Source organism: Streptomyces sp. AJS327 (genome assembly GCF_013450295.1).
GTDB lineage: Bacteria > Actinomycetota > Actinomycetes > Streptomycetales > Streptomycetaceae > Streptomyces.
Window position 1 is genome coordinate 534,470 of sequence record NZ_SKBR01000003.1, and the last position, 26,979, is coordinate 561,448.

The window sequence follows — 26,979 nt, forward strand, 5'->3', positions numbered from 1 at the left end:
CCCCTGGCCGTCCACGCCCCGTCGGCGACCCGTCCGCGACCCGGGCGGGCGTCCCTCACCTGGGCACCCTTGGTGCGAGCCCCGGACGTGGGGCGCATACGCTCGGCAGCATGAACGCGATGGATGCCCGCCACCCTTCCGAGGACGACCGCAGCACGTCCGCCACCCCCGACCCTCTCGCCGCGTCGCCCGAGGCCCGTCGCGCGGAGCTGCTGCGGCAGATCCAGGACAAGGCCGTGGTGCACGGCAGGGTGACCCTCTCCTCGGGCGCCGAGGCCGACTTCTACGTCGACCTGCGGCGCGTCACGCTGGACGGGCAGTCGTCCCCGCTGGCCGGGCAGGTGATGCTGGACGCCACCGCCGACCTGGACTACGAGGCGGTCGGCGGGCTCACGCTGGGCGCCGACCCGGTGGCCGGCGCGATGCTGCACGCGGCGGCGGCGCGGGGGCGTCGGCTGGACGCCTTCGTGGTGCGGAAGGCGGGCAAGGCGCACGGCCTCCAGCGTCGGATCGAGGGGCCGGACATCGCGGGGCGCCGGGTGCTGATCGTCGAGGACACGTCGACCACCGGTGCCTCACCGCTGACCGCCGTGCGGGCGGCGCGGGAGGCGGGGGCCGAGGTGGTTGCGGTGGCGACCATCGTGGAGCGCGGCGCGGCCGCCGCCGTCGCGGACGCCGGGCTGCCCTACGTGTACGCGTACGACCTCGCGGACCTGGGCCTGGACTGAGCGGGACGCCCGGGCCCTCGTACGTCCGGCGTCCCGGACGTTCCCGCGGCCCGGGGTGAACGAACCGGAGGGGCACGGGTGGTGTTCCACGTGAAACCGTGCCCCCGGCTGCCCGGCTGCCCGGCTGCCCGGCTGCCCGCGACAGCGGTGGTGCCGCGCCGCCGCCCTCCCGTCGAACCCCACGCTCAGGGTGGGGGACGCGCTCGGTCGGGGACGCGCCCGGTCGGGGTCGGCTCGGGCTGGTACCGGTTTCGTTCCCTCGTGACCTGGGTCGGACCCTCTTGGCACGGTCTGGGAGGATGGGCGGGACGATGACGTCGTTCCGTTGAGTTCCGTTGAGCTGAACCAGAGCCGACCAGAGTCGAAACGTACTCGCGCACCCCAAGGAGCGGACAGATGCCCATCGCAACCCCCGAGATCTACACCGAGATGCTCGACAGGGCGAAGGCAGGCACGTTCGCCTACCCCGCCATCAACATCACCTCCTCGCAGACGCTGCACGCCGCGCTGCGCGGGTTCGCGGAGGCGGAGAGCGACGGGATCATCCAGATCTCCACGGGTGGGGCCGAGTTCCTGGGGGGCCAGTACAGCAAGGACATGGTGACCGGGGCGGTGGCGCTGGCCGAGTTCGCGCACGTCGTCGCGGCGAAGTACCCGATCAACGTGGCGCTGCACACCGACCACTGCCCCAAGGACAAGCTGGACGGCTATGTGCGTCCGCTGCTGGAGGTCTCCCAGGAACGGGTGAACGCCGGGCGCGACCCGCTGTTCCAGTCGCACATGTGGGACGGGTCGGCCGAGACGCTCAAGGACAACCTGGAGATCGGTGAGGAGCTGCTGGCCCGGGCCGCCGCAGCCAAGATCATCCTTGAGGTCGAGATCACTCCGACCGGTGGCGAGGAGGACGGCGTCACCCACGAGATCAACGACGAGCTGTACACCACCGTGGAGGACGCGGTGCGTACGGCCGAGGCGCTGGGCCTGGGAGAGAAGGGCCGCTACCTGCTGGCCGCCTCCTTCGGCAACGTGCACGGCGTTTACAAGCCGGGGAACGTGGTGCTCCGTCCCGAGCTGCTGCGGGACCTCCAGGAGGGTGTGGGGCAGCGGTTCGGCAAGACGGCGCCCTTCGACTTCGTCTTCCACGGCGGTTCCGGCTCCACCGAGGAGGAGATCGCGACGGCGCTGGACAACGGCGTGGTGAAGATGAACCTCGACACCGACACCCAGTACGCCTTCAGCCGTCCGGTGGCGGACCACATGTTCCGCAACTACGACGGCGTCCTGAAGGTCGACGGCGAGGTCGGCAACAAGAAGGTCTACGACCCGCGCAGTTGGGGCAAGGCCGCGGAGCGGGGCATGGCCGAGCGCGTCACCCGGGCCTGTGGGCACCTGCGTTCCACCGGCACGAAGATCAAGTAACCGCGCGCGGGGGCGGGCGGCCGTTCGGCCGTGCCCGCCGCCCCCGTCCGCGACGGTGGCCGAACGCCCCGTCCCGCGCGCCGACAAGGCAGACTGGACAGCATGGCCATTCACGAGAACCTGCTCGGGGGACCGCCCCCGACCCACCTCCCCGACGACCCCGAGCCGCGTGAGCTGCTCGCCTCTGGGAAGGCACCCACGGAGGTCGCCGCCGCGTACCCGACCTCCTCGCTGGCCTGGGCGCAGCTCGCGGACGAAGCCTTCGAGGCGGGCCGGACCGTCGAGTCGTACGCCTACGCGCGCACTGGCTACCACCGTGGGCTGGACGCGCTGCGCCGCAGCGGCTGGAAGGGCCACGGGCCGGTGCCGTTCGAGCACGAGCCGAACCGCGGGTTCCTCCGCTCCCTGCACGCGCTGGCGCGGGCGGCCCGGGAGATCGGTGAGGAAGAGGAGTACGAGCGCTGCTCGGACTTCCTGCGGGACAGTTCACCCACCGCCGCCGAGACGCTCTCCTGAGTCGGCGGAACTCTCCGCCGAGATCCTCTCCCGAGGCGGCGGAGCCCCTTCGCTGAGACGGCGGGGTCGTCCGCTGAGACGACGGGTCTCCGTTGAGGCCGTCGGGTCGCCGGGCCGTCGAGGCCGTCTGCTGGGTCTGAGCGCCGTGGAGCGCCCCGGGATGACCGGGGCGCTCCACGGCGCTTCTCCGTGTCGGGGCGCACCCCTGGGTACCGGTTGGCCGGGGGGTGAGCGCCGGGTGGACGTGGGCGCTGGTGGGGGCGGGGTCGCGGGGGCGGTGGGGGCTCCGGTGGCTGAGTGGACTTGCCCACGGCGGGTGCGCTGCGCATGATGCCGTGGTGGGCTCGCTTTCCGGACGCTGAGCGCGTGCATGCGGACGGCGGGGCCGAGGGGACCGGGGCTCCGATGCAGTCGAGACGACAGGAGGAGCGGACCGCTACCCGGCAGTTCGTGTCGAGGAGACAGCAATGTCGCAGCTTCCCGATGCCCCGGAAGCCGGTTCGCAGGAGCCGAATCTGGACTTCGAGGGCACCACCCCCTACGAGGACTACGTCCACGCGGACGTCCTCACCCACCTTCAGGACCTTCGCTCGGACGAGCCCGGTGAACTGGCCTTCCTGGTCACCACGCAGGTCATGGAGTTGTGGTTCACCGCGATCGTCCACGAGTGGGACACCGCCGCCGAAGCGCTGCGGCAGGACGAGCTACCGCGCGCGCTGGCGGCGCTCCGGCGTTCCTGCTACGAGCTGGTCGCGCTGAACGCCTCCTGGGAGCCGCTGGCCCGGCTGACGCCCGCCGAGTTCAACGCCTTCCGCGCGATCCTCGGGGAGGGTTCGGGTTTCCAGTCCGCGATGTACCGCCGGATGGAGTTCCTGCTCGGCGAGAAGTCCGCGGCGATGCTCGTGCCGCACCGGGGCAGTCCGCGGGTGTACGCGGAGCTGGAGAAGGCGCTCCAGGAGCCGAGCCTCTACGACGAGGCGCTGCGCTACCTCGCCCGGCGCGGGGAGCCGGTGCCCCGGGCCGTGCTGGAGCGGGACGTCACCGAGCGCTACGTCTCCGACCCCGGGGTCGAGGAGGTGTGGGCGCGGGTCTACGCCTCCGGCACGTCCACCGGCCCGGAGGGTCCGGCGGACGCGGTGGGTGACGGCGGTGGCGAGCGCCTGCGGCTCGGCGAGGCGCTGACGGAGGTGGCGGAGCTGGTGTGGCGCTGGCGGAACGACCATCTGGTCGCCACCCGCAGGGCGATGGGCGCCAAGCGGGGCACCGGCGGTTCGCCGGGGGTCGCGTGGCTGGAGAAGCGCGCGGCGAAGAACGTCTTCCCCGAGCTGTGGGCGGCGCGCAGCCATGTCTGACACGCGTCCGGAGGCCCTGGACCCCGGCGTTCCGGGTCCCGTCGCCGAACCGTCCGGGGAGCGTCCGGCCACTGTGGCGACCGGCACCGGTGGGATGGCCGCCGGGGAGCTGGTGGAGACGGCGGCGGCCTGCGACGAGGCTGACGAACTGCGGGCCAAGCGCGCGGAGTTCGTGCTGGAACCGGAGACGGTCTACCTCGACGGGAACTCGCTGGGCGCGCTGCCCCGCTCGGTCGCCGGGCGGCTCGCCGACGTGGTGGAGCGCGAGTGGGGCAGAGGACGCATCCGCTCCTGGGGCGAGGCCGGGTGGTGGACGGCGCCCGAGCGGATCGGTGACCGGATCGCGCCGCTGGTGGGCGCGGCGCCCGGGCGGATCGTGGTGGGCGACTCCACCAGCGTGAACCTCTTCAAGGCGGTGGTGGGCGCGGTGCGGATCGCCCGGGAGGAGGCGCCCGGCCGCACCGAGGTGCTGGTGGACGCGGCGACCTTCCCGACCGACGGGTACATCGCCGCCTCGGCCGCCCGGATGACGGGCTGCGCGATCCGGCCGGTCGCCGCCGCCGCGATGGCGGAGGAGGCCGGGCCCGCGACGGCGGCGGCGCTCGTCAACCATGTCGACTACCGCACGGGCGAGTTGCACGACCTGCCCGCGATCACCCGGGGGCTGCGCGCCGCCGGGGTGCGCACCGTGTGGGACCTGTGCCACAGCGCGGGCGCGCTGCCCGTCGAACTCGACGCGCACGGCGTGGACTTCGCTGCGGGCTGCACCTACAAGTTCCTCAACGGCGGCCCGGGCGCACCCGCCTTCCTGTACGTCAACGAGGCCGTGCAGGGGCGGTTCGACTCGCCACTGCCCGGCTGGAACTCGCACGCCGAGCCGTTCGCGATGGCCTCCGACTACACCCCGGCCCAGGGGCCGGTGCGGGGCAGGGTCGGGACGCCGGACATCCTCTCGACGCTGGCGCTGGAGGAGGCCCTGCGGGTCTGGGAGGGCGTGGACATCGCCGCGGTGCGGGCGAAGTCCCTCGCCCTGACCGACTTCTTCCTGCGCTGCGTCGCGGAGTACGGCCCGGGGGAGCCGCGGCTCCGCTCGCTCACCCCGGTGGCGCACGAACGGCGCGGCAGTCAGGTCGCGTTGGTCTGCGAGCCCGCCGAGGACGCGCGCCCGGCGCTGGAGGCGCTCGCCGAACGCGGGGTGGTCGGTGACTTCCGCCATCCCGGAGTACTCCGTTTCGGCTTCACCCCGCTCTACACTTCCTTCCGGGACGCGGAGCGCGCAGCTCGTGCCCTGGGGGAGGTCATCAGGTGAGCGAGGCCGGAGAGGCCGGGCGTCCCGTCGGGGGCGCCTCGGTGGGCGCCGAACAGGCGGCGTTCCAGGGGCTGTTGGATCGTCCGGTGCCCGCGCCGGACCGCACGGAACAGTACGGGCCGCACCCGTCCCAGCTGGTCGACATCTACGGCGCCGACGCGTCCGGACCCAACATCGCTCTGCTGCACGGCGGTTACTGGCGGGCGGCGTACGACCGGGCGTATCTCCGGCCGTTCGCCGCCGCGTTGGCGGCCACCGGGCGGACGGTCGCGCTGATCGAGTACCGGCGGATCGGGGACGGCGGTGGCTGGCCGCGAACCGTCGAGGACGTCGACGCGGCCCTGGACCACCTCGGGGCGCCCCCGAGCGTGCTGTTCGGCCACTCCTCCGGCGGGCACCTGGCACTGTGCGCCGCCGCGCGCCGGGAGCGGGCGGCGGGCCGCGTGGTGGTGCTGGCGCCGGTCGCGGACCTCGCGCGCGCACACGAACTCCGCCTGAGCGACGGCGCGGTGGCGGAGCTGCTGGGCGGCGCGCGCCCGGGGGACTCGCTGATGTGGGAGGCCGATCCGATGCGGCTGCTCCCCCGGGTACCGGTGGAGATCCTGCACGGCACCGCCGACGGCGACGTCCCGCTGGAACTGTCCCGCCGCTACGCCAGCAACTGGGGCGCCCGGCTCCATCTGCTGCCCGGCGCGGGCCACTTCGCGGCGCTCACGCCCGGCACCCCGCCGTACGACGTGCTGCGCACCATCCTGGGCTGACCCCCACCGGGCCCACCGGCCCCCACGGGCCCCGCCTCCCACCGGGCGCGGGCCCGTACCCGTGTCCGTACCCACATGCCCCCCGCAGGTCGTCCCGCGTCCGGGCGCGGCTCCAACTCGAAGCCTGGTGCGACGTGTTGGCGGGGGAAGTGGGTCGGCGGGCGAAGGTTCCCGTCCCGGTGGTGTGGGTGATTTCCGGAGCTGACTGTGAATTATTCGCGGTGGAAGGGGAATTCTTCGGGCCGTGGCTGTCACGGGGGTTCCGGGAATCCCCGGGGAGCGGCGGTCGAACCGGGTGCCTCCGGGACAAGCGGACCAGCCGCCGCTACGGGGTAATTGACGTGCGAAAGCCTCAATCCCGCACGGGAATTCACGAATTGTTCTGAGGTGCAGAAGAACTGATGTGGCGAACAGCGGGCGGGCGTCGAAATCCGCTCGTGGGGTGTGGCAGTCTTCTGGAGCCCTGAGAAACACCGGACCGGCGGAATGCTCGAATAGCCGGGGGCGCCCGCCGTGTCCGGTCACTCGGGAGCGGTGGTCCGCCCTGGTGGTGAGCCACGGTACGGCCGTCGGACGGGGTCCGGCCGCGTGTGGCGTGTGCCACCGCGGTCCGCCTCGCGGCCGTGGCCGTCCGAGCCGGGGCGGGTCGTCCGGCCGGTGGCGGCGGTCCACCGGGCGGTTCGGCCCGCACCGGCGCGCGCCGGTGGGCCGGCGAGCCGTCCGCCCGCCGTTTCCGGCCCGAACCGTCGTACGCGGCCCGCGTTCTCGGTCCGCCGTACCTCGGACGGCGCGCGCGACGACGCCCGGCGGTCATCCGAACTCCCCGTAACGCCCCACGAATTCAGCGGAACGACAGGAATACTCGTGCGAAAGACAACGACGTCGCTCGCGGCTGGCGCCGCGGTGCTGGCCCTGGTGCTCACCGGGTGCGGCGGTGGCGGAGACGACAGCGCCTCCGACAGGGTGACGCGGAGCGAGAGCCCGGCGGAGGAGAGGAAGTCCTCGCCCAGCCCCTCCGAGGAGCCCTCGGCCAGTCCCGAGGCCACGGAGCCGGAGAAACCCGAGAAACCCGAGAAGCCCGAGAAGAGGGAACCCGGAGCGAGCGGCGGCGGGGACACCAACACCGCGCAGCCGAAGCCGAGTTCGCCCGACGGCTCGGGCTCCTCGGGCGGCGGTTCCTCCTCCGGCGGTTCGTCCGGGGGCGGTTCGTCCTCGGGAGGGTCGTCCGGTGGTCAACAGGCGGGCGACAAGCGGATCCAGGGACTCTGGTACTACTACCGCCGGACGCCGGACGGTGGGGTCGGCACGTTGACCATCAACGGGGGCACGGTCACCCTCAAGGGCAACGGCGTGGACTGCCCGGGCACGGCCAAGGGGCTGTCCGTCACGATCACCTGCGAGGGCGAGACGAAGACCAGCACCGCCGAGGTGAAGGCGGGCGGCCAGGAGATGATCCTGAAGTGGCCGGACGGCGGTGCGGACGGCTTCGTCCGCACCGAACCCACCAAGTGAGGCCCGCCCCGGCGCCCTTGGGCGCGCGGGGCACGCTCACGCGGTGCGTGACGCACGCCGCCCCGCCCGGTGGGGCGGGGCGGTGGGGCGCGGTGGGGCTGGGGCTCAGAGGAAGGAGTTGATCTGGATCGTCTCCTCGCGGCCCGGGCCGACGCCGACGGCCGAGATGGGGGCGCCCGACATCTCCTCCAGCGCCTTGACGTACGCCCGTGCGTTGGCGGGGAGTTCGTCGAAGCTCTTCGCCTTGGTGATGTCCTCGCTCCACCCGGGCAGGTACTCGTAGATCGGCTTGGCGTGGTGGAAGTCGCTCTGGTTGTAGGGCAGTTCCTCCACCCGTACCCCGTCGACCTCGTACGCGACGCAGACCGGGACGCGCTCCCAGCCGGTGAGCACGTCCAGCTTGGTGAGGAAGAAGTCGGTGAGCCCGTTGACGCGGGTGGCGTAGCGCGCGATGACCGCGTCGAACCAGCCGCAGCGGCGGTCCCGCCCGGTGGTGACGCCCCGCTCGCCGCCGATCTCGCGCAGCGCCTCGCCGTCGGCGTCGAGCAGCTCGGTCGGGAAGGGACCGGAGCCGACCCGGGTGGTGTACGCCTTGAGGATGCCGATCACCCGGTCGATCTTGGTGGGGCCCACCCCGGAGCCGGTGCAGGCGCCGCCCGCCGTCGGGTTCGACGAGGTGACGAACGGATAGGTGCCGTGGTCCACGTCGAGGAGGGTTCCCTGACCGCCCTCGAACAGCACGACCTTCCCGTCGTCCACCGCCCGGTTGAGGACCAGGGTGGTGTCCGTCACGAAGCCGCGCAGCTGGTCGGCGTAGCCCAGCAGCTCCTCGACCACCTGCTCGGCGCCGATCGCGCGCCGGTTGTACAACTTGGCGAGTAGCTGGTTCTTGAAGTCGAGGGCGGCCTCGACCTTCTGGAGCAGGATGGACTCGTCGAAGAGGTCCTGGACCCGGATGCCCACGCGGTTGATCTTGTCGGCGTAGGTCGGGCCGATCCCGCGACCGGTGGTGCCGATCTTCCGCGTCCCGAGGAAGCGTTCCGTCACCTTGTCGAGCGTCTCGTGGTACGGCGTGATCAGGTGGGCGTTGCCGCTGAGCAGCAGGCGGGAGGTGTCCACACCGCGCTCGTTCAGCCCGCTCAGCTCGGAGAGCAGGACCGACGGGTCCACGACGACGCCGTTGCCGATGACCGGGGTGCAGCCGGGCGAGAGGATCCCGGAGGGGAGCAGGTGGAGCGCGTAGGTCTGGTCGCCCACGACGACCGTGTGACCGGCGTTGTTCCCGCCCTGGTAGCGCACCACGTAGTCGACCGAGCCGCCGAGCAGGTCGGTGGCCTTTCCCTTGCCCTCGTCACCCCACTGAGCACCGAGCAGCACAAGTGCGGGCACAGGCGTACACCCCTTTCGGGCGGGGCATGTCCCACGTGCGGTGCGGCACGGAGAACGAGCCGTACCCGGCGTACGAGGCGTACGCGCGGTACGGCTCACGTGACCGCGAGAGCCGTGGACTGGTGCCCCAGACTGAGGAAGCCCCTGACGCAACAGCGACAGGGGCTCTTGCACCGAGAGATTACCGAACATTCTTGTCGGGTGACGAACGGCCTCCCCGCCGGACGCGGGGAGCGTGCTGAGAAGGGACCGAGGTGTCGGCTCCAGACCCGGTGCGTTCAGCAGGACCTTTGCTCCTGGTCGTCGACCCCGCCGCGCGGCGGGTGGACGGCGAGGCGGTGCGCATCGCGCGCGATGTGCTGTGCGCGGGTGCCCCCGGAGCGAAGGTGTGCCTTCCCGAGTGCGGTGAGGAGGCGGCACGGGCGCTGGCCCGCCGGGGCAGCAGACGGCCGGTGCTGATCGGCGACGACCGGGTGCTGCTCAACGCGGTGCGGCTGCTCGACCGCGAGCGGGAACTGGCGGACGCGGCGCTGGCGGTGGTGCCGGTCGGCGCGGACGCCCGGGTGGCCCTGGCCCGTGGACTCGGGGTGCCCTCCGACGTGGTGAGCGCCGCCCGCGCGGTGCTCTCGGGCGTCGAGCGCCCCCTCGACCTGCTGGCCGACGAGACCGGCGGGCTGGTCCTCGGCGGGCTGCGGATCCCCGGCGGCGAGGAGCGGCGCGGGGTGCTGGGCCGGGCCGGTCCCCGGCTGGGCCTTGGCGCTCTCGCCCGGGGCGCGCCCGAGAACGGGGACGGCGCCCGGCGTCCGGCCGGGCCCGGGGAGCAGCGGCGGGGTGCCGGGGTGCTCGGCGGCTGGGGCGGCTTCGGCCGTCGTGGACCGGGCGAGGGCGGGCCGGACGAGCGGACCGGTGCCGGGCCGCCCGGCGAGGAACGGGTTCCGGCTCCCCGGCAGGGGGGCGTCTCCGGCGGCCGGAGTGGTCCGCGGGGGCTGCGCGTGGAGGCGGACGGGCGGGTGCTGGCCGGACCGGGCGGTCCCGTGACGGAGATCTCGGTCGCCCCGCGCCCGGAGGGCGGGCGCGGGATGGCCGAGGTGGCGGTGCGGCCCGCGCGGGGCGGTGCCCCGGTGCGGGCGCGGGCGCGCGCGGTGACGGTCTCGGGGCCGGAGTTCCGCTACCACGCGGACACCTGGCTGGCCGGTCCGGTGACGGCCCGGACCTGGACCGTGCGGCCGGACGCCTGGCGTCTCGTCCTGCCCGGCGGATAGCCGCCGGGGCGCGGGCGGGCGGCCGGTTACCGGCGTTCGTCCTGCCAGCGGCGCATCGCGTCCTGGAGTTCGGCGCGCAGGAACTCCAGGAACTCGCTGTTCTCCCGGAGTCTGCGGCCCGCGGTGGTGTCCGCGCCGAGGGTGTCCACGCCGCCGCGCAGGGTGGTGGAGAAGCGGGTGAGCGCGTTCGTCGCGTCCATCAGGGAGGCGAACCAGGTGTCGGCGTAGAGGCGGTAGCGCTCCCGCCGGGAGCCGGGAGTCCGCTCCCGGCTGACCATGTGCCGCTGGGCGAGGTAGCGCACGGCCCCGGAGATCGCGGCCGGGCTGGCCCGGAGGCGTTCGCCGAGTTCGGCGGAGGTCAGTGCGCCCTCCTCGGAGGCGAGCAGGCAGGCGAAGACGCGGGCGGACATGCGCTGCATGCCGACCTCGGTCAGGTCGGCCGCGAAGCGCTCGACGAACGGTGAGGTCACCCGGTCGTACCGCGCCATGGCGTCGGAGAGCCCCGCCGCGCCCGTGTCCCCGGCGTCCGCCGAGGGCTCCGCGTCCGCCGTGGGCTCCCGGTGCCCGGTGGGCTGCTCCGCCTCCCGGGTCTGGTGCGTGCCGTGCTCACCTGCCACTGACCGACTTCTCCCGTGTCCGCCGCGCGGCCCGCCGCGCGTTCCGTGACGCTCCGCGTCCCTGTCCCGTCCGCCGCTGTCCGGCCGCCGTCCCGCTCCGCTCCCGTCCGGCTCGTCCGCCGGTGGCCCGGTGGCGCCGCGCCGTGGCGACCCGTGTCCCGGTGGCCGTGGCCGGACGGTGCGCCGGGGCGTCCGGGATCGGGTGGGACGAACCCTAGTCTGCCTGCGCCAACCGTGTTCGCCCGCGCCCCGGAGCCCGGTGCCCCGACCGGGGAGGCACCCCCGACGGACGGACGGACGCGCGGGACGGGACGAACCGGGACCGGTCGGCGGGACCGATCGGACCGGGATCGGACCGGGACCGGGCGGGGTAACGGCGGCGGTGGGAACGGTGGTGGGAACAGGGGAACGGCACGGTGACGCACCCTTGTTTTCCTGACTTCACAAATTTCTGAAGAAACAGTAGCTTCGAACTCATGACGACGGAAGCCACCGAAACCGCGATCGACATCTCCGGACTGGTGAAGACCTTCGGTCGGACCCGCGCGCTGGACGGGCTGGACCTGCGGGTCCGCGCCGGTGAGGTGCACGGGTTCCTCGGCCCGAACGGCGCGGGCAAATCGACCACGATCCGGGTGCTGCTGGGGCTGCTGCGCGCCGACGCCGGTTCGGTGCGGCTGCTGGGCAGCGATCCGTGGAAGCACGCCGTGGCCCTGCACCGGCGGCTGGCCTACGTCCCGGGGGACGTGGAGCTGTGGCCGAACCTGACCGGTGGCGAGGCGATCGACCTGCTGACCCGGCTGCGCGGTGGGCCGCCCAGCGGGCGCCGGGCACGGGCCGGGGAGGAGCGCCGCCGGGCCGAGCTGATCGAACGCTTCCAGCTCGACCCGGGCAAGAAGGGCCGTACCTACTCCAAGGGGAACCGGCAGAAGGTCGCGATCGTGGCCGCGCTCGCCTCGGACGCCGAACTGCTGCTGCTGGACGAGCCGACGGCGGGGCTCGACCCGCTGATGGAGGTCGCCTTCCAGGAGACGATCGCGGAGGCCACCGAGCGGGGCAGGACGGTGCTGCTCTCCAGTCACATCCTCGCCCAGGTGGAGAAGCTCTGTGACCGGGTGAGCATCATCCGCCTCGGCCGGATCGTGCAGTCCGGCTCCCTCGGCGAGCTGCGCCATCTGACGCGTACCACGATCGAGGTGGAGACGGAGCGTCCGGTGACCGGGCTGGCCGAGCTGCCCGGCGTGCACGACGTGCGGGAACTCGCCGCCCTGGACGGTCCGGTGGACCCGGCCACGGAGGGCGCCGGGGTGGGGGAGGCGCGGGCGGTGCGGTTCTCCGTCGACGGCGGGCACCTCGACGAGGTGGTGCGGCGGCTGGCCACCTTCGGGGTGCGCGGCCTGGTCAGCCATCCGCCGACGCTGGAGGAGCTGATGCTCCGGCACTACGGCGACGAACTCGGCGTCACCGCCGCCCCGTCGGACCCGGCCCGGGTCCCGCCACCCGGCGCCGCCGCCGATCCGGCGCAGCGGCCCACGCCGGACGCGGGTGGCCCCGGCGGCGCCCGATGACCGCCCCGGCGACCGCCTCCCGCCCCGGCGGCGCCGCCCGGCACGCCGCGCCCGCCCCGCCCCCCGGGGGCCCGCTGGCCGGGACCGTCCCGCTGCTCCGCTTCGCCCTGCGCCGGGACCGGTTCCGGCTGCCCGGCTGGCTGCTCGGCCTGACGGCGCTGACCGTCGTCGCCGCCGTGAACCTGGACGCCCTCTACCCGGAGGCCGCCGACCGGGCCGCCGCCGCGAGGACGATGGACACCCCCGCCACCATCGCGATGTCCGGGCCGCGCCACTACCTCACCGACTACAACCCGGGCTCGATGACCGCCCACGAGGTGCTGTCCGTGCTGGGCGTGCTGCTCGGGCTGATGAGCGTGCTCACCGTGGTGCGGCACACGCGCGCCGAGGAGGAGGCCAACCGGGCCGAGTTGGTGCGCGCCGGGACCGTCGGGCGGCACGCGATGACCACGGCGGCGCTGCTCGTCGCCTGCGGCGCCAACCTGGCGCTGGCGCTACTGCTCGCGGTGAGCCTCGCCGGGCTCGGCCTGCCCGGGGTCACCCTCGCCGGGGCGCTGCTGTTCGGGCTGGCCTGCGCCTCCGTCGGCATCGTCCTCGCGGCCGTCGCGGTGGTCACCACCCAGCTGACCGCGCACGCGCGCGGCGCCTCCGGGATGGCCTTCGCGGTGCTCGGCCTCGCCTACGCGCTGCGCGCCGCGGGCGACGTGGGCGACGCCGCGCTGTCCTGGATGTCGCCTATCGGCTGGGCGCAGCGCAGCTACCCGTTCGTCGACGACCGCTGGTGGCCGCTGCTGCTCGCGACGGGCTGCGCGCTGGCCCTCACCGCCCTCGGCTACCTGCTGAGCACCCGCCGGGACGTGGGCGCCGGAATCCGCGCCACGCGCGGCGGCCGGACCCGCGCGGGCCGCGCGCTGGCCACCCCGCTGGGCAGCGCCCTCCGCTTCCAGCGCGGGCTGCTCCTCGGGTTCTGCGTGGCGACGTTCCTGCTCGGCGCGATGTACGGGGCGGTCCTCGGGGACGTCGACCGGATGCTCGACGACATGGAGGACATCCGCGAGGCGATCGCGGGATACGGCGGCACCATCGAGGACGCCTTCGCCTCCATGATCATGATCGTGGTGGCGGTGGTCGCCACGGTGTGCGCGGTGCTCGGGGCGCTGCGCCCGCGCGTCGAGGAGGACGCCGGACGGGCCGAGCCGCTGCTCGCGACCTCGCTGTCCCGGCCCCGCTGGGCCGGTGCGCACCTGGCGGTGGCGCTGCTCGGCGGCACCCTCGCGCTGGTGCTGGGCGGTCTCGGCTGCGGCGTCGCCGGTGCCGTCACCACCGGGGACGCCGCGCTCGTCGGCCGGCTGGCCGGGGCCGCCCTCGGCTACGCGCCCGCGCTCTGGGTGACCGCCGGACTCGCGGTGGCCCTTTACGGCTGGCTGCCGCGGGCGACGGGGCTGGTGTGGGTGCTGCCCCCGTACGCCTTCGTCGTCGGCTACCTCGGCGAGATCCTGCGACTGCCGGACTGGGCGAAGAACCTCTCGCCCTTCGGCCACGTGCCGCGGCTGCCCGCCGAGTCCCTGACCTGGACGCCGCTGCTGCTGCTCACCGCTCTCGCCGCCGCGCTGGTCGCCTGTGGACTGCTGGGTCTGCGCGCCCGGGACCTGCGGACCACGTAGTCGAGGCACCCCCCGGAGGCCCGGGGGAACCGCGGCCGTGCGGGTTCAGGGGGACCCGAGGAGGTTCCGATCCCGAGGGCCCGGAGCCCGCACCGGCCCGTATCGGTGCGCGGCGCCGGGCGGGCGTCAGCCGGGGGAGTCGGCGGGGACGTAGGTGCGGGTGCGGCCGTCCGGGAACTCCCGGATCAGCTGGCCGTTCTCGACGCGCAGGGTCGAGGAGGCGCCGGTGACGCAGGCGCCGTCGGACGCCTCCCGGTCGAGGGCGGGCGGGCCGAGCCGTACCGGGCTGTCCGCGTCGCCCGCCGAGAACAGGGTCATCGTGGCCTCGCAGTGCTCGCCGCCGCCCTCCGACACCAGCCGGACGCCCCGCTTGCCGGGCGCGGCCTGCTGGACGGTCATCGTCTGGGTACCGCCGTTGGGCAGCGTGCGCCGCCACTCACCGAGCAGTTCGGCGGAGAGCCTCTCCTCCCCGGTGACCTTGCGCAGCGTCGCGGTGCGGCCGCCCGCCTCCCACTCCAGGGTGCCCCCGCCGCCGGGGCGGAGCGTGTGCTCGCCGATCGCCGAGCACTTGCCCTCGGGGACGCTGCGCACCACCCGGGTGTCCAGCCGCAGCCCGTCCACCGGGTCGCTGGAGGCGAGCTTGCCGTCGCTGTCGCAGGAGTAGTCCCGGCCCAGGCTGACGCTCCGGGCGACCAACTCCCCCCGCTCGCCCGGGGTGATGACGAACCGCCGGTACTGCCCCGTCGGTTCGCCGCCGCGCTCGACGACGCCCGTCCAGGTGCCGAGGAACCGCTTCGGCACGTCGCTCTCCCGCTGTGCCGAGCCGCCGCCCCCCTGGTTCGAGGTGCCGAGCACCTCGGAGCCCACCGCGTACCCGGCGCCGAGCACCAGTGCGCCCGCCGCCAGCCCGAGCAGCAGCCGCCCGCGCCGGGCGCCCCGGCGGGGCGGCGCCGACGCGCCGTCCCCCGCGCCCGGATCGTCGGCGGCCGGGCCCCGCGCGCGGACCGAGGTGGTCGGCGCCTCCGAGGACGGCTCGATCCGGGTACCGGGCTCCCCGCTCGCCTCCTCGGACGCCTCCGCCGCCGCGCTCCGCGCGGGTTCGGGCGTCCGTCCCGGCGCGCCGGAGCCGGACGGCGGGGTGTCGGTGTCCAGCAGCCGCACCGCGTGCCGCCCCAACTCGGCGATCAGCTCGGCCGGCAGCCACGGCGGGATGGCGACGCCGGTCTCCTCCGGGCGCAGCCGCTCGGCCACCTCCTCCGCGGTGGGGCGCATCGCCGCCTCCTTGGCCAGGCACTCCTCGGCCAGCGTCCGCACCGGCTCCTGGAGCCCGCCGAGGTCCGGTTCGCCCTGGGTGATCCGGTACATCAGCGAGTGGATGTTGCCGGACTCCTGACCGCCGAACGGCGAGCGGCCGGTGGCCGCGTAGACGAGGATGCTGCCCATGCTGAACACGTCGCTGGCCGCGGAGAGTTGCTCCCCGCGGATCTGCTCGGGGGACATGTAGGCGGGCGAGCCGAGCACCATGCCCGTCCGGGTCAGCGTGGACTCGGGGACGGCGTCCAGGGCGCGGGCGATACCGAAGTCGATGACGCGCGGGCCGTCGATGGTGATCAGCACGTTGGACGGCTTCAGGTCGCGGTGGACCAGCTCGGCCCGGTGGATGTCGGCCAGCGCGCTCGCCAGGCCGTGCCCGAGGGTGCGCATCGAGTCCGCCGGCAGCGGGCCGTGGCCGCTGCCGGAGACCACGTGGTCCAGCGAGGATCCGGCGATGTAGCCGGTGGCGACCCAGGGGGTGTGGGCCTCGGTGTCCGCGTCCAGCACCGGCGCCGTCCACGCGCCGTCGACCAGCCGGGCCGCGCGCACCTCCTGCCGGAAACGGGCCCGGAACTCCGCCTCGACCGCGAGTTCCGCCTTGATCAGCTTCACCGCGACGGTGCGCCCGCCCTCGGAGCGGGCCAGGTACACCTGCCCCATGCCGCCGGCGCCGAGCTTGCTCAGCAGCCGGTAGCCGCCGAGCACCGTCCCCGTTCCGACGGGCGGTCCCTCACCCTCCGCCGACCGCCCTGTCATCCGCTCCCCCATCCTGCGTCTCGCTCCCTGGCCCGGTGGTGGCCGCCGCCCGGACCGTGGTCCCGGACGGCCGGTTCGCTCCGGTGTCCGGTGCGTTCCGGTTCGGCCCCTCAGCCCGCCTGTCCGGCATCCGGTTCTGTCCGGAGTGTCCGGTGTGTCCGGCCTCCCGCCCGCTCCGCGGCCGGGGTTCCGGTGTCTTCGACGTGTGAACCGCCCGGACCGTTGCCTTCCGCCGGGGCCCGCCGGACGGACGGTGGTCCACCGGCTCGCCGCCCGGGAGGCGCCCCGCTCCCGGTCGGGGTCCGGGTACCTCCCCGGACACATCATCCAAGATCAGGGGTTCGCCGCGCGCACCGGCCACCACTCTCCGCTCGTCCCGCGCTCCTCGTGCCGCCCGTCTCCCTCCCCGCGCGTACCGCCGCCGGATCCCGGCGCGTTCGGTTCACTCTGCGGCGCGAAGGTCACGAGAGGGATGCCGGGCGGACTCTCTTTGACCGCCTGTTCACCTCTCCCGGCCACGCGTTCACACCGGCCCCCCGACTCCTCCACCCCACCCTGACCTTCCCCCACCCCGCCCCGGGCGCACCCCGTGCCGTACGGACCTCCCCGTGCCGTACGGGGATCAGTGAGCCGCCCGGCCCGGCCCCGCTCGGGGCGGTGACCTGGCGGTGACCGAGGCCGTGACCGGGGCGGTGACCGGGGAAGTGGTGGCCGCCGCCCTCTGGCGCCCTGGCCGGATGGCTCTACGCTGGGTGCCTCCGCCTGTCCCGAACCCGGGAACCGGCGCGGACCCGCACGGTGCCGGTGCGCGGCAAGCCACCGGTCCGGGCGCCGCCGCCGGCTCGTCCCGGGCGAGCGAACCGAGGTAGCGACGTGACACCGCATGCAGCCGCGCCCGAGCCGGACCCCGCGACCGGCCGTGCCGTCAAGGACGCCGACCGGGCCCATGTATTCCACTCCTGGTCAGCCCAGGCCCAGATCGACCCGCTGGCGGTCGCCGGGGCCGAGGGCTCGTACTTCTGGGACTACGACGGAAACCGCTATCTGGATCTCTCCAGCGGCCTCGTCTTCACCAACATCGGCTATCAGCACCCCAAGGTCGTCGCCGCGGTGCGGGAGCAGGCCGAGCGGCTGTGCACCTTCGCGCCCGCCTTCGCGATCGAGTCCCGCTCGGAGGCCGCCCGGCTGATCGCCGAGCGCACCCCCGGCGACCTCGACCGGATCTTCTTCACCAACGGGGGCGCCGACGCCGTCGAGCACGCCGTGCGGATGGCGCGGCTGCACACCGGGCGGAGCAAGCTGCTGTCCGCCTACCGCTCGTACCACGGCGGCACCCAGACCGCGATCAACCTCACCGGTGACCCCCGGCGTTGGCCCTCCGACCAGGGCACCGCGGGCGTCGTCCACTTCTGGGGACCGCACCTGTACCGCTCGCCGTTCTGGTCCAGCACCGAGGAGGAGGAGTGCGCGCGGGCGCTGGAGCACCTGGAGCGCACCCTCGCCCACGAGGGCCCCGGCACCGTCGCCGCGATCATCCTGGAGACGATCCCTGGCACCGCGGGCATCATGCCGCCGCCGCCCGGCTACCTCGCCGGGGTGCGGGAGATCTGCGACCGGCACGGCATCGTGTTCATCCTGGACGAGGTGATGGCCGGGTTCGGCCGCACCGGCACCTGGTTCGCCGCCGACCTCTACGACGTGGTGCCGGACCTGATGACCTTCGCCAAGGGCGTCAACTCCGGCTACGTGCCGCTCGGTGGCGTCGCCCTCTCCGGGCGGATCGCGGACACCTTCGAGGAGCGGCCCTACCCGGGCGGGCTCACCTACTCCGGCCACCCGCTGGCCTGCGCCGCCGCCGTCGCCACCCTCACCACCATGGCCGAGGAGGGCATCGTGGAGAACGCGGCCCGGCTCGGGGAGACCGTGCTCGGCCCGGGGCTGCGGGAACTGGCCGAACGGCACCCCTCGGTGGGCGAGGTGCGCGGCGTCGGCGCGTTCTGGGCGCTGGACCTGGTCCGCGACCGGGAGACGCGGGAGCCGCTGGTGCCGTACAACGCGGCGGGCGCGGACAAGAAGCCGATGGCCGACTTCACCGCCGCCGCCACCGCCAACGGCATCTGGCCGTTCGTCAACATGAACCGCACCCACGTGGTGCCGCCCTGCACCATCACCGAGGCGGAGGCGCGGGACGCGCTCGCCGCGCTGGATGTGGCGCTGCGCGCCGCCGACGCGCACACCGTGACGGGCACCGTGTCGTGATCACCCGCAGCACCCTGCGCGCGCAGATCGCCACCGCGCTGACCGACGAGATGCTGGCCGGACGGCTGCCCGCCGGGCGGGAGTTCACGGTCAAGGAGATCGCGGAACAGTACGGCGTCTCGGCCACCCCGGTGCGGGAGGCGCTGATCGATCTCGCCGCGCAGGGGCTGCTCGACGTCGAGCAGCACCGCGGCTTCCGGGTGCACGAGTTCACGCTCGACGACTTCCGCTCGATGGTCGAGGCGCGGGCGCTGATCCTGGACGGCGTCTTCCGCCGCCTCCGGTTCGGCGCCCGCCCCGCCTCGTCCACCCCCGACCCCGACCCCGACCTCGACCCCGTTTCCGGCCCGACGCCCGGCCCGACGCCCGGCCCGACGCCCGGCCCGACGCCCGGCCCGACGCCCGGTCCGGCCAGCCCGGACCCGGCGGGGCCCGGCCCGTCGACTCCCGTGGTCCCGGGCGCCGAGCCACCGCCCGCGCCCGCGGTCTCGCCCGAGGTGCTCACCTCCGTGCGGCGCCGCGCCGAGGCCGCGGCCCGCTCCGCGCGAGTCGGCGACCTCGACGTGCTGATCGGCTACGACCTGCGCTTCTGGCGCGAGCTGAACCGCCTGGTCGGCAACCCGTACGTCCGGGACTTCCTCGACCGGCTGCGGGTGCAGTGCTGGGTGTACGCGGTGCCGTGGCTGCGCCGCGAGGAGGTGCGCAGGGGCACGCTCGCCGGCCGGCTCTGGGCGGGCCACGGCGAGGTGCTCGCCGCCGTGGAGCGGGGTGAGGCCGCGCTCGCCCAGCGGCTGCTGACCGCGTACAACGAGCACGCGCTGACCCTCGCGGACGAACTGGCCGCGGCCGAACGGAACACGCTGCCCGCGCACCTGTCCGCCGCGCGCCCGGCCGGGACGGACACTGTCTGACTGCCGGAAGGCCCGGTGTGCTCGCGGCGGAAGCGGCATTACGCTGACCGCACCCCGGCCGGGCCGGTGCGGCCAGGGCCGATGCGGCCGGGGCCGCGCTCCGGCCCGCCCCTTCGGACGCGCGCACAGAGGAGTTGGAGCACCCTTGGCCTGTGATCTCTGGCTGGTTCCCCTGGTCGACGTGCTGTGTCACAGCCCCGACAACCCGTTCGCTGAGGAGATCGCCGCCTACGACCGGGCGCTGGCCGAGGCGGGACTGCCCCCGGTCCCGATCCACGGCTACATGCCGGGCCTCTCCGGGGACGTCGCCCCGGTGGCCGGATTCGACTACGACGCGCTGCACTTCCTCCGCCGGGCCCACCTCCTCCAGCTGTGCAACCTGGAGGTCACCCCGGTGGACGAACTTGGCGGCGACTACGAACAGTTGCTGGAGATGTTCGGGCCGACCGCCCAGCAGTCCCACCTCGCCTGGCACTACGACCACGCGGGCGCCTACGTCCCCCTCGACTTCCCCGCCCCGCTCAGCAACGAGGAGCTGATGGAGGGCGGCGGGCCGCTGGGCTCCAGCCAGGGGCTGCTGCGCGAACTGACCGCCGTCGCCCCGTACCTGGGCATCGACCCCGGCAATCCGCCACCCCCGCCGCAGGCCCCGGCCCGCCCCACGGAGCTGGAGGAGCCCGCCGTGGCCGTCCCGGCCGCCGACGGGCCCTTCGCCCGGGAACGCCACGTCTGGCTGAGCCTGCACGCCGCCGCGACCCGCAGCCTGGCCCAGGGTGCCCTGATCGTCTTCAGCTGACCGCCCGCCCGGCGCCCCGGCACCCGCCGTCGGCGCCGGGCGTCCGGTTCACCCCGGTCGCCCGTATCGTCCCGCCGTCGGGGCGGTCCCGGGCTGCCGCTAGGGTGGCCGCGTGAGGATCCTTGTCATCGGCGGCGGTGCCCGCGAACACGCGCTCTGCCGCTCGCTCTCGCACGACCCGCAGGTCACCGAGGTGCACTGCGCCCCCGGCAACGCGGGTACGGCGGAGATCGCCACCCCGCACCCCGTCGACCCGTGCGACGGCCCGGCCGTGGCCGGGCTGGCCGCCGAACTCGCCGCCGACCTCGTGGTCGTCGGGCCCGAGGCGCCCCTGGTCGCCGGGGTGGCGGACGCCGTCCGGGAGCGTGGCATCCCCGTGTTCGGACCGTCCGCCGAGGCCGCCCGGCTGGAGGGTTCCAAGGGCTTCGCGAAGGACGTGATGGCGGCGGCCGGGGTGCCGACCGCCCGTGGCTACGTCTGCGTCGAGCCCGCCGAGTCGGACGCCGCGCTGGACGCCTTCGGCGCCCCGTACGTCGTCAAGGACGACGGGCTCGCCGCGGGCAAGGGCGTCGTCGTCACCGACGACCTCGCCGAGGCCCGCGCGCACGCGCGCGGCTGTGACCGGGTGGTCGTCGAGGAGTTCCTGGACGGCCCCGAGGTCTCGCTCTTCGCCGTCACCGACGGGGAGACGGTGCGCCCGCTCCAGCCCGCGCAGGACTTCAAGCGCGCCCACGACGGCGACCGTGGCCCCAACACCGGTGGCATGGGCGCCTACTCGCCCCTGCCCTGGGCCGACCCCGGGCTGGTCGACGAGATCGTCGCCACGGTCGTGCAGCCCACGGTGGACGAACTGCGCCGCCGCGGCACCCCGTTCGTCGGTCTGCTCTACGCCGGGCTCGCGATCACCTCGCGCGGGCTCCGCGTCATCGAGTTCAACGCGCGCTTCGGCGACCCGGAGACGCAGGCGGTCCTGGCCCGGCTGCGCACCCCGCTCGCCGGGCTGCTGTACGCGGCGGCCACCGGACAGCTCGCCGCCTTCCCCGAACTCCGCTGGAGCGAGGGCTCGGCGGTGACGGTCGTCCTCGCCGCCGACGGCTACCCCGCCGCCCCCCGCACCGGCGACCCCGTCGAGGGGCTGGCCGAGGCCGAGAGCGCCGTCGAGAGCGCCTACGTGCTGCACGCCGGGACCGCGCGGGACGCGGAGGGCCGCGTCGTCAGCTCCGGCGGGCGGGTGCTGTCGATCACCGCGACCGGCGCCGACCTCACCGAGGCCCGCGACCGCGCCTACGCGCTGATCTCCCGTGTCCGGCTGGCGGGCGCCCACTACCGCACCGACATCGCCGCCCAGGCCGCCGCCGACGCCGCCACCCCCACCCACCCCTGAGCCCGATCCACCCCTGAGCCCCGCCACCCGCTGCTCGGGTGTGCCCGGGCCCTGTCGACCGCTCGCTGAGCCCCGCGCCTCCGGGTCGCGGGGCTTCGCGGTGTCCAGGCCGCACGAGTCCGCGCCCTCGTGCGCGGAGGGTGCGCGGGCGTGCGGTCGGCCCGTCATCACGGCGCGCGACATCGGCGGATGCCTCGTTCGGGCTCCGGGGAAAACCACCCCGCACAGGGGCAGGCCGGGCGATACCGTTCCCCAAAGCCATTCCATCGAGTGACCGAAATCCCGAGCGGCTGACGGGTGCCGGGACCCCAACTAGGGTGCCGCACACGCTGAGTGGGAGTCCGTCGAGTGGACCCGTGCGCGTTGCGGGGTGGGCGAGCGGTGCGACAGTGAGGGAAAGCCGGGTATCCGGGTGGCAGGGAGAGCGGTCCGGGGGTGAACGGTTCGTGGGTGCCCATCAGCACGGCGGGTGGCACACCGGTGTGCGATCCGCGCGGCGGCACGCGCTGTCGGTGCTGCGCGTCCGCAACTGGGCCCTCGCGGTCACCCTGCTGCCCGCCGGTGTCGCCGTCGTCCTCTTCGCGGGGGCCGCCGCCGGGCACCTCGGATCGGCCTGGGCCCCGGTCCGCTGGGCCGTCGCCGGGCTCGCCGTCCTCACCCTGGCCGCCGCCACGGCGCTCGCCGCGCTGATCGCGCGCGCCGAGCCCGCCGTGCCGCCCACCGTGCGGCTCGACGAGCGTGCGGCGCCCGAGCTGTACCGGCTGGTGCGGGAACTCGCCGCCTGGCTGGACGTGCCCGCGCCCACCTCGATCGCGCTCACCCCGGACTGCGACAGCTGGCTGGAGGAGCGGCCCCGCCCGAAGCGGTCCCGTGCGCGCCGGGCGGGCGGCGTCCAGCACCCGGAACACCGTCCCCCCGCGCAGCGTGAGGCCGTGTCCGGGCCGGGCCGGACGGGCTCCGTGGCGGCGCCCGGTGCGCCGAGCGGGCACCGTCCGGACTTCCGGGAGGGGGTGGCGGGCCCCGCCGAGGGGGCCGACCCCGCCACCGGGGCGCCGCTCGGCGTACCCCGTGGGGGAAACGTCGCGGCCGACGGTCCCGAGGGGGCCGTCGGCACCGCTGACACCCCCCGAACGGCCGGTGGCGAAAGGGCCGGGGAAGCCGGACGGGCTGGGCGGGCCGGGCAGGTGCTGGTGATCGGCTCGCCTTTCCTCTGGTGGATGCGGATCGGTGAACTCCGCGCGTTGCTCGCGCCGGTGGTGGCGGGCACCGACCCCTCGGCCCACCCGGACGTGGCCGCCGCGCGCCGCTTCGTCCGGGGGCTGGACGCGGCGATCGCCGTCACCGGCCGGTCCGGGCCGCTCGCGGCGACGGGCGGCTGGCTGTGCCGCCGCATGCTGCGCGCCTCCGCGCCGTACGCGGCGGAGATGGAGCGCGGCGTGGCGATGGCCGCCTCCGCGCGGGCCCAGCGGGTGGACGACGGGGTGCGGGCCAGCGCGCAGGAGCAGGTGGGCCTCGCCTACGCCGGGTGGGACCGGCTGTTGACGCGCGTCGCGTTGCCCGCCTGGCACGCGGGCCGCTGGCCCGACCGGCTGAACGCCGGGGTCGTGGCGGCGCTGACCGAGCTGTCCCGGCGGGACCGGCTCGCGGACGGGCTGACGGCCCGACTGGGCGAACGGCCCTCCTGCGATCTGCTGGAGGAGCCCGGACGGGTGGACTCGGCCGTCTCCCTCCTCGCGGCGCACATGTTCCTCGGCGAGCCGGACGGTGGCTGGTCCCCGGTGGACTGGTCCGCCTACCCGGAGGAGGTGGTGGACCGCGCCTGGCGCACCGAGGCGGCCCGCCTCTTCGCGGCGCTGGACGCGGTGGACCATGACGCGGAGGACGCGGGCGGCACCCTCGCGCGCGTCATCGCGTGGCTGGCCGTCCCGGAGCCCACACCGGACGGGCCACCCCCGGCGTCCGAGGCGCGAGCGCCGGGCGAGGCCCGGCTCCCCTCCGAGACGCGGGCAGACGAGGCGCGGGCGGACGAGACGCGGGCGCCGGGCATGCGGGGGGAGTTGGCGGACACCACGGAGGAACTGACAGCTGGGCCCGCCGAGTTGACGGCCGGACCTGGGGGAGGGTCAGGCGTCGGGGTCGACGAGTCGGGTCCGGGCGGGCGGTTGGCCGCGCGGATCAGTGCCGCCGTGGCGCGCGAGGAGGCCGCCAGGGAGGACGGCGGGCAGTCGGTTCCCGGCGCGGTCGCGGGCGAGGAGATCTGGATACCCGGCGGCTCGGCGCGGGCGATGGGGCTGCCGCTCCGCCCTCCCCGGGGAACCCGGGAGGTGCTGGCCGAACACGTCACCGCCGTCGTCTGCTGCGCCGTGATCGACACGGGCGCCGCGGCTCCGGGACTGGACTGGCTGGACGGTCCCACACTGCTCGTCGGCGGCGAACGTGTCGCCGAACTCGCCCGTCCCGTCCTGGACTTGGTGGAGGACGGAGACGCGGCCCCGCTCCGGACCTGGCTCGCGGAGCTGGGCGTACGGGCCGACAAACCCGTCCGGCTCCTCTGAACCCCCATCCCCGCTGTCCCGCCCCCTCCGCCCCACACCGCCTCGCGCCGTCCCCACGTCTGATCTCGCACCCCACGCCGTCGCGCGCCGTCCCCACGTCTGACTCGTCCCACGCCGTCGCGCGCTGTCTCGGCCCACGCCCCGCGTCGTCCCGTCCGGACGCTCCCGACGTCCCGCCCCGCCCGGCGCCGTCTCGCGCCGTCCCATCCCGCGTCCACCGATCCGCCGTCGCCCGACGCGCACTTCGCCCCGCCGCGCGCCCCTTCCGAACCGGATCAACCGACCGCGCGCGCCCACATGTTGGACCGCGACGCCGCGCGGAGCGGACCCACCGCGCGTCCCCTTCCCCCCGGCTCCGGGACCCCACCCGCTCGCGAACGACGGCGCGTCCCGGCCGACGGGCGCGTCCCGACCGACGTACGTTTTCCGGCCGTCGAACTCCCGTATCTCACACCTACGTTGACGAACTCGCCAAGCTAAGGGGGCTGTTGGCGCTGCCCGTGAGCTGACGCGCGGTGTAGCTACCGGCCAACGGCCGGGCGGGCGGGGGCTGTTGTGCGTGCGGCATGGGGTCGTCGGGTGCGTGCGCCGGGTGGCGCACCGGTGCGCCCGGTGCCGCGTTCGCGCGCCGGTTACCGACGTCGCCCGGGAACCGCGGGCTTCGCGGGGGGACGCACCTGTGGGGGACGGTCTCGTACGTCGGTGCGGGTGTGCCGGCGGTGGTGCCGGACGTGCGCGAACGACCCTCGGATACGTCGAACATCCCTCGGGAACACGGTGGTTGAGCGCTGGAACACCGGCCGGATCGGCGCGGGGACGGAGGTGGCGCGCCGTTCTGACATGGGAGCCTCCCGCCGGGTCGGTACGAGCGGTGACGAAAAACGGTCGCAATGTGATGTCCTGTCCCCTGATAGTCCGTCGGTTCACCGATCGCCGGACTCCTGGCGCCCCGTGAGTAGTTGGGGCTCCAGGTCCGGTCCGCGACGGTTCACCGGCTGACGTCCGCCTGGCGTACGCCGGTTCGCCGTCCACGCTTCAGCCGTCCGTCGTCGTCCGTCCGCACGTCCCGTCCCGCCCGACCCCACCGAACGCACCGGATGCCAGCACTCCGCACCGTCGCCCGGCGGCCCGTTCCGCCCCGGTGGGCACGGTCCGCGGCGTGGGTCCAGCCGATCCGGCGGGCGACCGTTCCGGGGCGACCGCCCCGTGGGCAACCGGCCCGCGGACGACCGGCCGGTGGACGACCGGCGCGGCGGGTGGATCGACACAGGGAAGACGAGGGGAGCGGCAGTGGGTTCGGAACACACACAGCGCTGGGAGTCCGGGGCGCTGGCACACGCCGTCACCGACCCGTTCGGCCAGGGACCGGTGCCCTGGCTGCGCGGCAGCGAGCACTACTTCGACAACGGGCGCGTCGTCCCCTGGTACGTGGACAGTGCCGACCTGGCGCTGGGGACGCTGTCCCACGGGGGCGGGGTGCCCGCGCCCCCGGGCCACATCGAGGGCGCGGGCCCGCGCACCGCGGACGACGTGCGCTGCCAGATCAAGGGCTTCGCGGGCACCGGGGGCGGGACGGTGCCGGGGGAGTCGCTGGACTTCCGGATCACCGTCAACCCCCCGCAGCCGTTCGGGGTGGACATCTACCGCATCGGCCACTACGGCGGGGACGGCGCGGCGAAGATCGCGACCAGTCCCCGGCTCTCCGGGATCGTGCAGCCCGCGCCGCTGGCCGCGGACCGGACCGTCTCCTGTCACCACTGGTGGCTCTCCTGGCGGCTCCAGATCCCCGAGTTCTGGAGTACCGGCGCGTACGTCGCGGTGCTCACCACGGCCGACGGCTACCGCTCGCACATCCCGTTCACCGTGCGCGACACCCAGCCCGGTGATCTGCTGCTCGTGCTGCCGGACGTCACCTGGCAGGCGTACAACCTGTTCCCGGAGGACGGGCGGACCGGGGCGAGCCTCTACCACGCGTGGGACGAGGAGGGGCGGTTACTCGGCGAGGAGGACGCGGCCGTCACCGTCTCCTTCGACCGGCCGTACGCCGGGGCCGGGCTTCCGCTGCACGTCGGGCACGCCTACGACGTCATCCGCTGGGCCGAGCGGTACGGCTACGACCTCGCCTACGCGGACGCGCGGGACCTGCACGCCGGCCGGGTGGATCCGGCGGCCTACCGGGGGCTGATCTTCCCGGGCCACGACGAGTACTGGACGACCGGGATGCGCCGGACCGCCGAACGGGCCCGCGCGTGCGGCACCTCGCTCGTCTTCCTCTCCGCGAACACCATGTACTGGCAGGCACAGCTGCGGCAGTTGCCGTCCGGCGCCCAGGACCGGCTACTGAGCTGCCGGAAGCGGCGGCCGCCGGGCAAGGCCGCGCTGTGGCGGGCCTCGGACCCCGAACAGCGGGTGCTGGGCATCCAGTACGCGGGCCACGTACCGGAACCGCACCCGCTGGTGGCGCGGAACACCGACCACTGGCTCTGGGAGGCCACCGGCGCCGGGGAGGGCGACGAACTGCCCGGGCTGGTCGCGGGGGAGGCCGACTGCTACTTCCCGCGGACGACCCTGCCGGAGCACACCAGCCGCGTCCTGCTGGCGCACTCGCGCTACCCGGACGGGCACGGCACCCGCCGTCACCAGGAGACCTCGCTGTACCGGGCGCCGTCCGGCGCGCTGGTCTTCGCCTCCGGCACCTTCGCCTGGTCCCCGGCGCTCGACCGGCCGGGACACGTGGACAGCCGCATCCAGCGGGCGACGGCGAACCTGCTGGACCGTATCTGCAAACGGGACTGAGTCAGCGGCGGCGGTCACCGGGAGCCACCGGACCGCCCGCCGGGTGCGTGCTCGGGAGCGGCCCCGGACGGGCGGTGCGGCCCTCGGGCGCTGTGGCCCGCCTCCCTCGGA

19 protein-coding genes are annotated in these 26,979 nt (G+C 74.8%); 16 read left to right on the forward strand and 3 right to left on the reverse strand.

Annotated features, from left to right (window positions below):
* Positions 1–110 precede the first annotated feature (110 nt).
* The 7 genes from E0L36_RS19525 (at position 111) to E0L36_RS19555 (ending at position 7,597) form a co-directional block, all read left to right on the forward strand.
* A complete protein-coding gene (locus E0L36_RS19525; protein ID WP_258016340.1) occupies positions 111–728 on the forward strand; it encodes an orotate phosphoribosyltransferase in 618 nt (205 codons plus the stop codon).
* Positions 729–1,124: 396 nt separating this feature from the next.
* Positions 1,125–2,147: a class II fructose-bisphosphate aldolase gene (gene fbaA / locus E0L36_RS19530; RefSeq protein ID WP_180930420.1), complete on the forward strand. Its 1,023-nt coding sequence runs from the start codon at positions 1,125–1,127 to the stop codon at positions 2,145–2,147.
* A 102-nt stretch (positions 2,148–2,249) separates the two neighbouring features.
* Positions 2,250–2,663 (forward strand): DUF3151 domain-containing protein, encoded by a 414-nt coding sequence (locus E0L36_RS19535; protein ID WP_180930421.1) that lies wholly within the window; start codon positions 2,250–2,252, stop codon positions 2,661–2,663.
* A gap of 467 nt (positions 2,664–3,130) precedes the next feature.
* A complete protein-coding gene (locus E0L36_RS19540) occupies positions 3,131–4,015 on the forward strand; it encodes a tryptophan 2,3-dioxygenase (protein WP_180930422.1) in 885 nt (294 codons plus the stop codon).
* Between the two features lie 94 nt (positions 4,016–4,109).
* Positions 4,110–5,324: a kynureninase gene (locus tag E0L36_RS19545; protein ID WP_180930813.1), complete on the forward strand. Its 1,215-nt coding sequence runs from the start codon at positions 4,110–4,112 to the stop codon at positions 5,322–5,324.
* Between the two features lie 41 nt (positions 5,325–5,365).
* A complete protein-coding gene (locus E0L36_RS19550) occupies positions 5,366–6,085 on the forward strand; it encodes an alpha/beta fold hydrolase (protein ID WP_180930812.1) in 720 nt (239 codons plus the stop codon).
* 864 nt (positions 6,086–6,949) lie between these two features.
* The gene (locus E0L36_RS19555; protein ID WP_180930423.1) at positions 6,950–7,597 is read left to right on the forward strand and encodes a hypothetical protein; all 648 of its coding nucleotides are present in this window, start codon (positions 6,950–6,952) and stop codon (positions 7,595–7,597) included.
* A gap of 105 nt (positions 7,598–7,702) precedes the next feature.
* On the opposite strand, the gene E0L36_RS19560 is transcribed toward E0L36_RS19555, so the two are convergent.
* Positions 7,703–8,986 (reverse strand): adenylosuccinate synthase, encoded by a 1,284-nt coding sequence (locus E0L36_RS19560; protein ID WP_180930424.1) that lies wholly within the window; start codon positions 8,984–8,986, stop codon positions 7,703–7,705.
* A gap of 290 nt (positions 8,987–9,276) precedes the next feature.
* On the opposite strand from E0L36_RS19560, the gene E0L36_RS19565 reads away from it, so the two are divergent.
* On the forward strand, positions 9,277–10,248 hold the full coding sequence (locus E0L36_RS19565) for a hypothetical protein (RefSeq protein WP_308416840.1): 972 nt from the start codon (positions 9,277–9,279) through the stop codon (positions 10,246–10,248).
* Positions 10,249–10,274: 26 nt separating this feature from the next.
* Here the strand turns inward: E0L36_RS19565 and E0L36_RS19570 are convergent, their stop codons facing one another.
* On the reverse strand, positions 10,275–10,865 hold the full coding sequence (locus E0L36_RS19570) for a GbsR/MarR family transcriptional regulator (RefSeq protein WP_374705560.1): 591 nt from the start codon (positions 10,863–10,865) through the stop codon (positions 10,275–10,277).
* A gap of 476 nt (positions 10,866–11,341) precedes the next feature.
* On the opposite strand from E0L36_RS19570, the gene E0L36_RS19575 reads away from it, so the two are divergent.
* Together E0L36_RS19575 and E0L36_RS19580 are read left to right on the forward strand one after the other, a co-directional pair.
* Positions 11,342–12,433: an ABC transporter ATP-binding protein gene (locus tag E0L36_RS19575; RefSeq protein WP_180930425.1), complete on the forward strand. Its 1,092-nt coding sequence runs from the start codon at positions 11,342–11,344 to the stop codon at positions 12,431–12,433.
* Positions 12,430–14,097 (forward strand): ABC transporter permease, encoded by a 1,668-nt coding sequence (locus tag E0L36_RS19580; RefSeq protein ID WP_258016341.1) that lies wholly within the window; start codon positions 12,430–12,432, stop codon positions 14,095–14,097. The genes E0L36_RS19575 and E0L36_RS19580 overlap by 4 nt, the downstream gene beginning before the upstream one ends.
* A gap of 126 nt (positions 14,098–14,223) precedes the next feature.
* On the opposite strand, the gene E0L36_RS19585 is transcribed toward E0L36_RS19580, so the two are convergent.
* Positions 14,224–16,167: a serine/threonine-protein kinase gene (locus E0L36_RS19585; protein ID WP_180930426.1), complete on the reverse strand. Its 1,944-nt coding sequence runs from the start codon at positions 16,165–16,167 to the stop codon at positions 14,224–14,226.
* A gap of 873 nt (positions 16,168–17,040) precedes the next feature.
* On the opposite strand from E0L36_RS19585, the gene E0L36_RS19590 reads away from it, so the two are divergent.
* The 6 genes from E0L36_RS19590 (at position 17,041) to E0L36_RS19615 (ending at position 26,868) form a co-directional block, all read left to right on the forward strand.
* Positions 17,041–18,426, forward strand: coding sequence for an aspartate aminotransferase family protein (locus tag E0L36_RS19590; protein ID WP_180930427.1), 1,386 nt, complete (start codon positions 17,041–17,043; stop codon positions 18,424–18,426).
* Entirely contained in the window at positions 18,423–19,337 is a 915-nt protein-coding gene (locus E0L36_RS19595) for a GntR family transcriptional regulator (RefSeq protein ID WP_308416841.1), read from the forward strand. The genes E0L36_RS19590 and E0L36_RS19595 overlap by 4 nt, the downstream gene beginning before the upstream one ends.
* A 145-nt stretch (positions 19,338–19,482) precedes the next feature.
* Positions 19,483–20,133: a hypothetical protein gene (locus E0L36_RS19600; protein ID WP_180930428.1), complete on the forward strand. Its 651-nt coding sequence runs from the start codon at positions 19,483–19,485 to the stop codon at positions 20,131–20,133.
* Positions 20,134–20,245: 112 nt separating this feature from the next.
* Entirely contained in the window at positions 20,246–21,517 is a 1,272-nt protein-coding gene (gene purD / locus E0L36_RS19605; protein ID WP_180930429.1) for a phosphoribosylamine--glycine ligase, read from the forward strand.
* Positions 21,518–21,963: 446 nt separating this feature from the next.
* Complete coding sequence (locus tag E0L36_RS19610) at positions 21,964–24,072, forward strand: hypothetical protein (RefSeq protein WP_180930430.1); 2,109 nt, start codon at positions 21,964–21,966, stop codon at positions 24,070–24,072.
* A gap of 1,290 nt (positions 24,073–25,362) precedes the next feature.
* The gene (locus E0L36_RS19615) at positions 25,363–26,868 is read left to right on the forward strand and encodes a N,N-dimethylformamidase beta subunit family domain-containing protein (RefSeq protein WP_180930431.1); all 1,506 of its coding nucleotides are present in this window, start codon (positions 25,363–25,365) and stop codon (positions 26,866–26,868) included.
* Positions 26,869–26,979 lie beyond the last annotated feature (111 nt).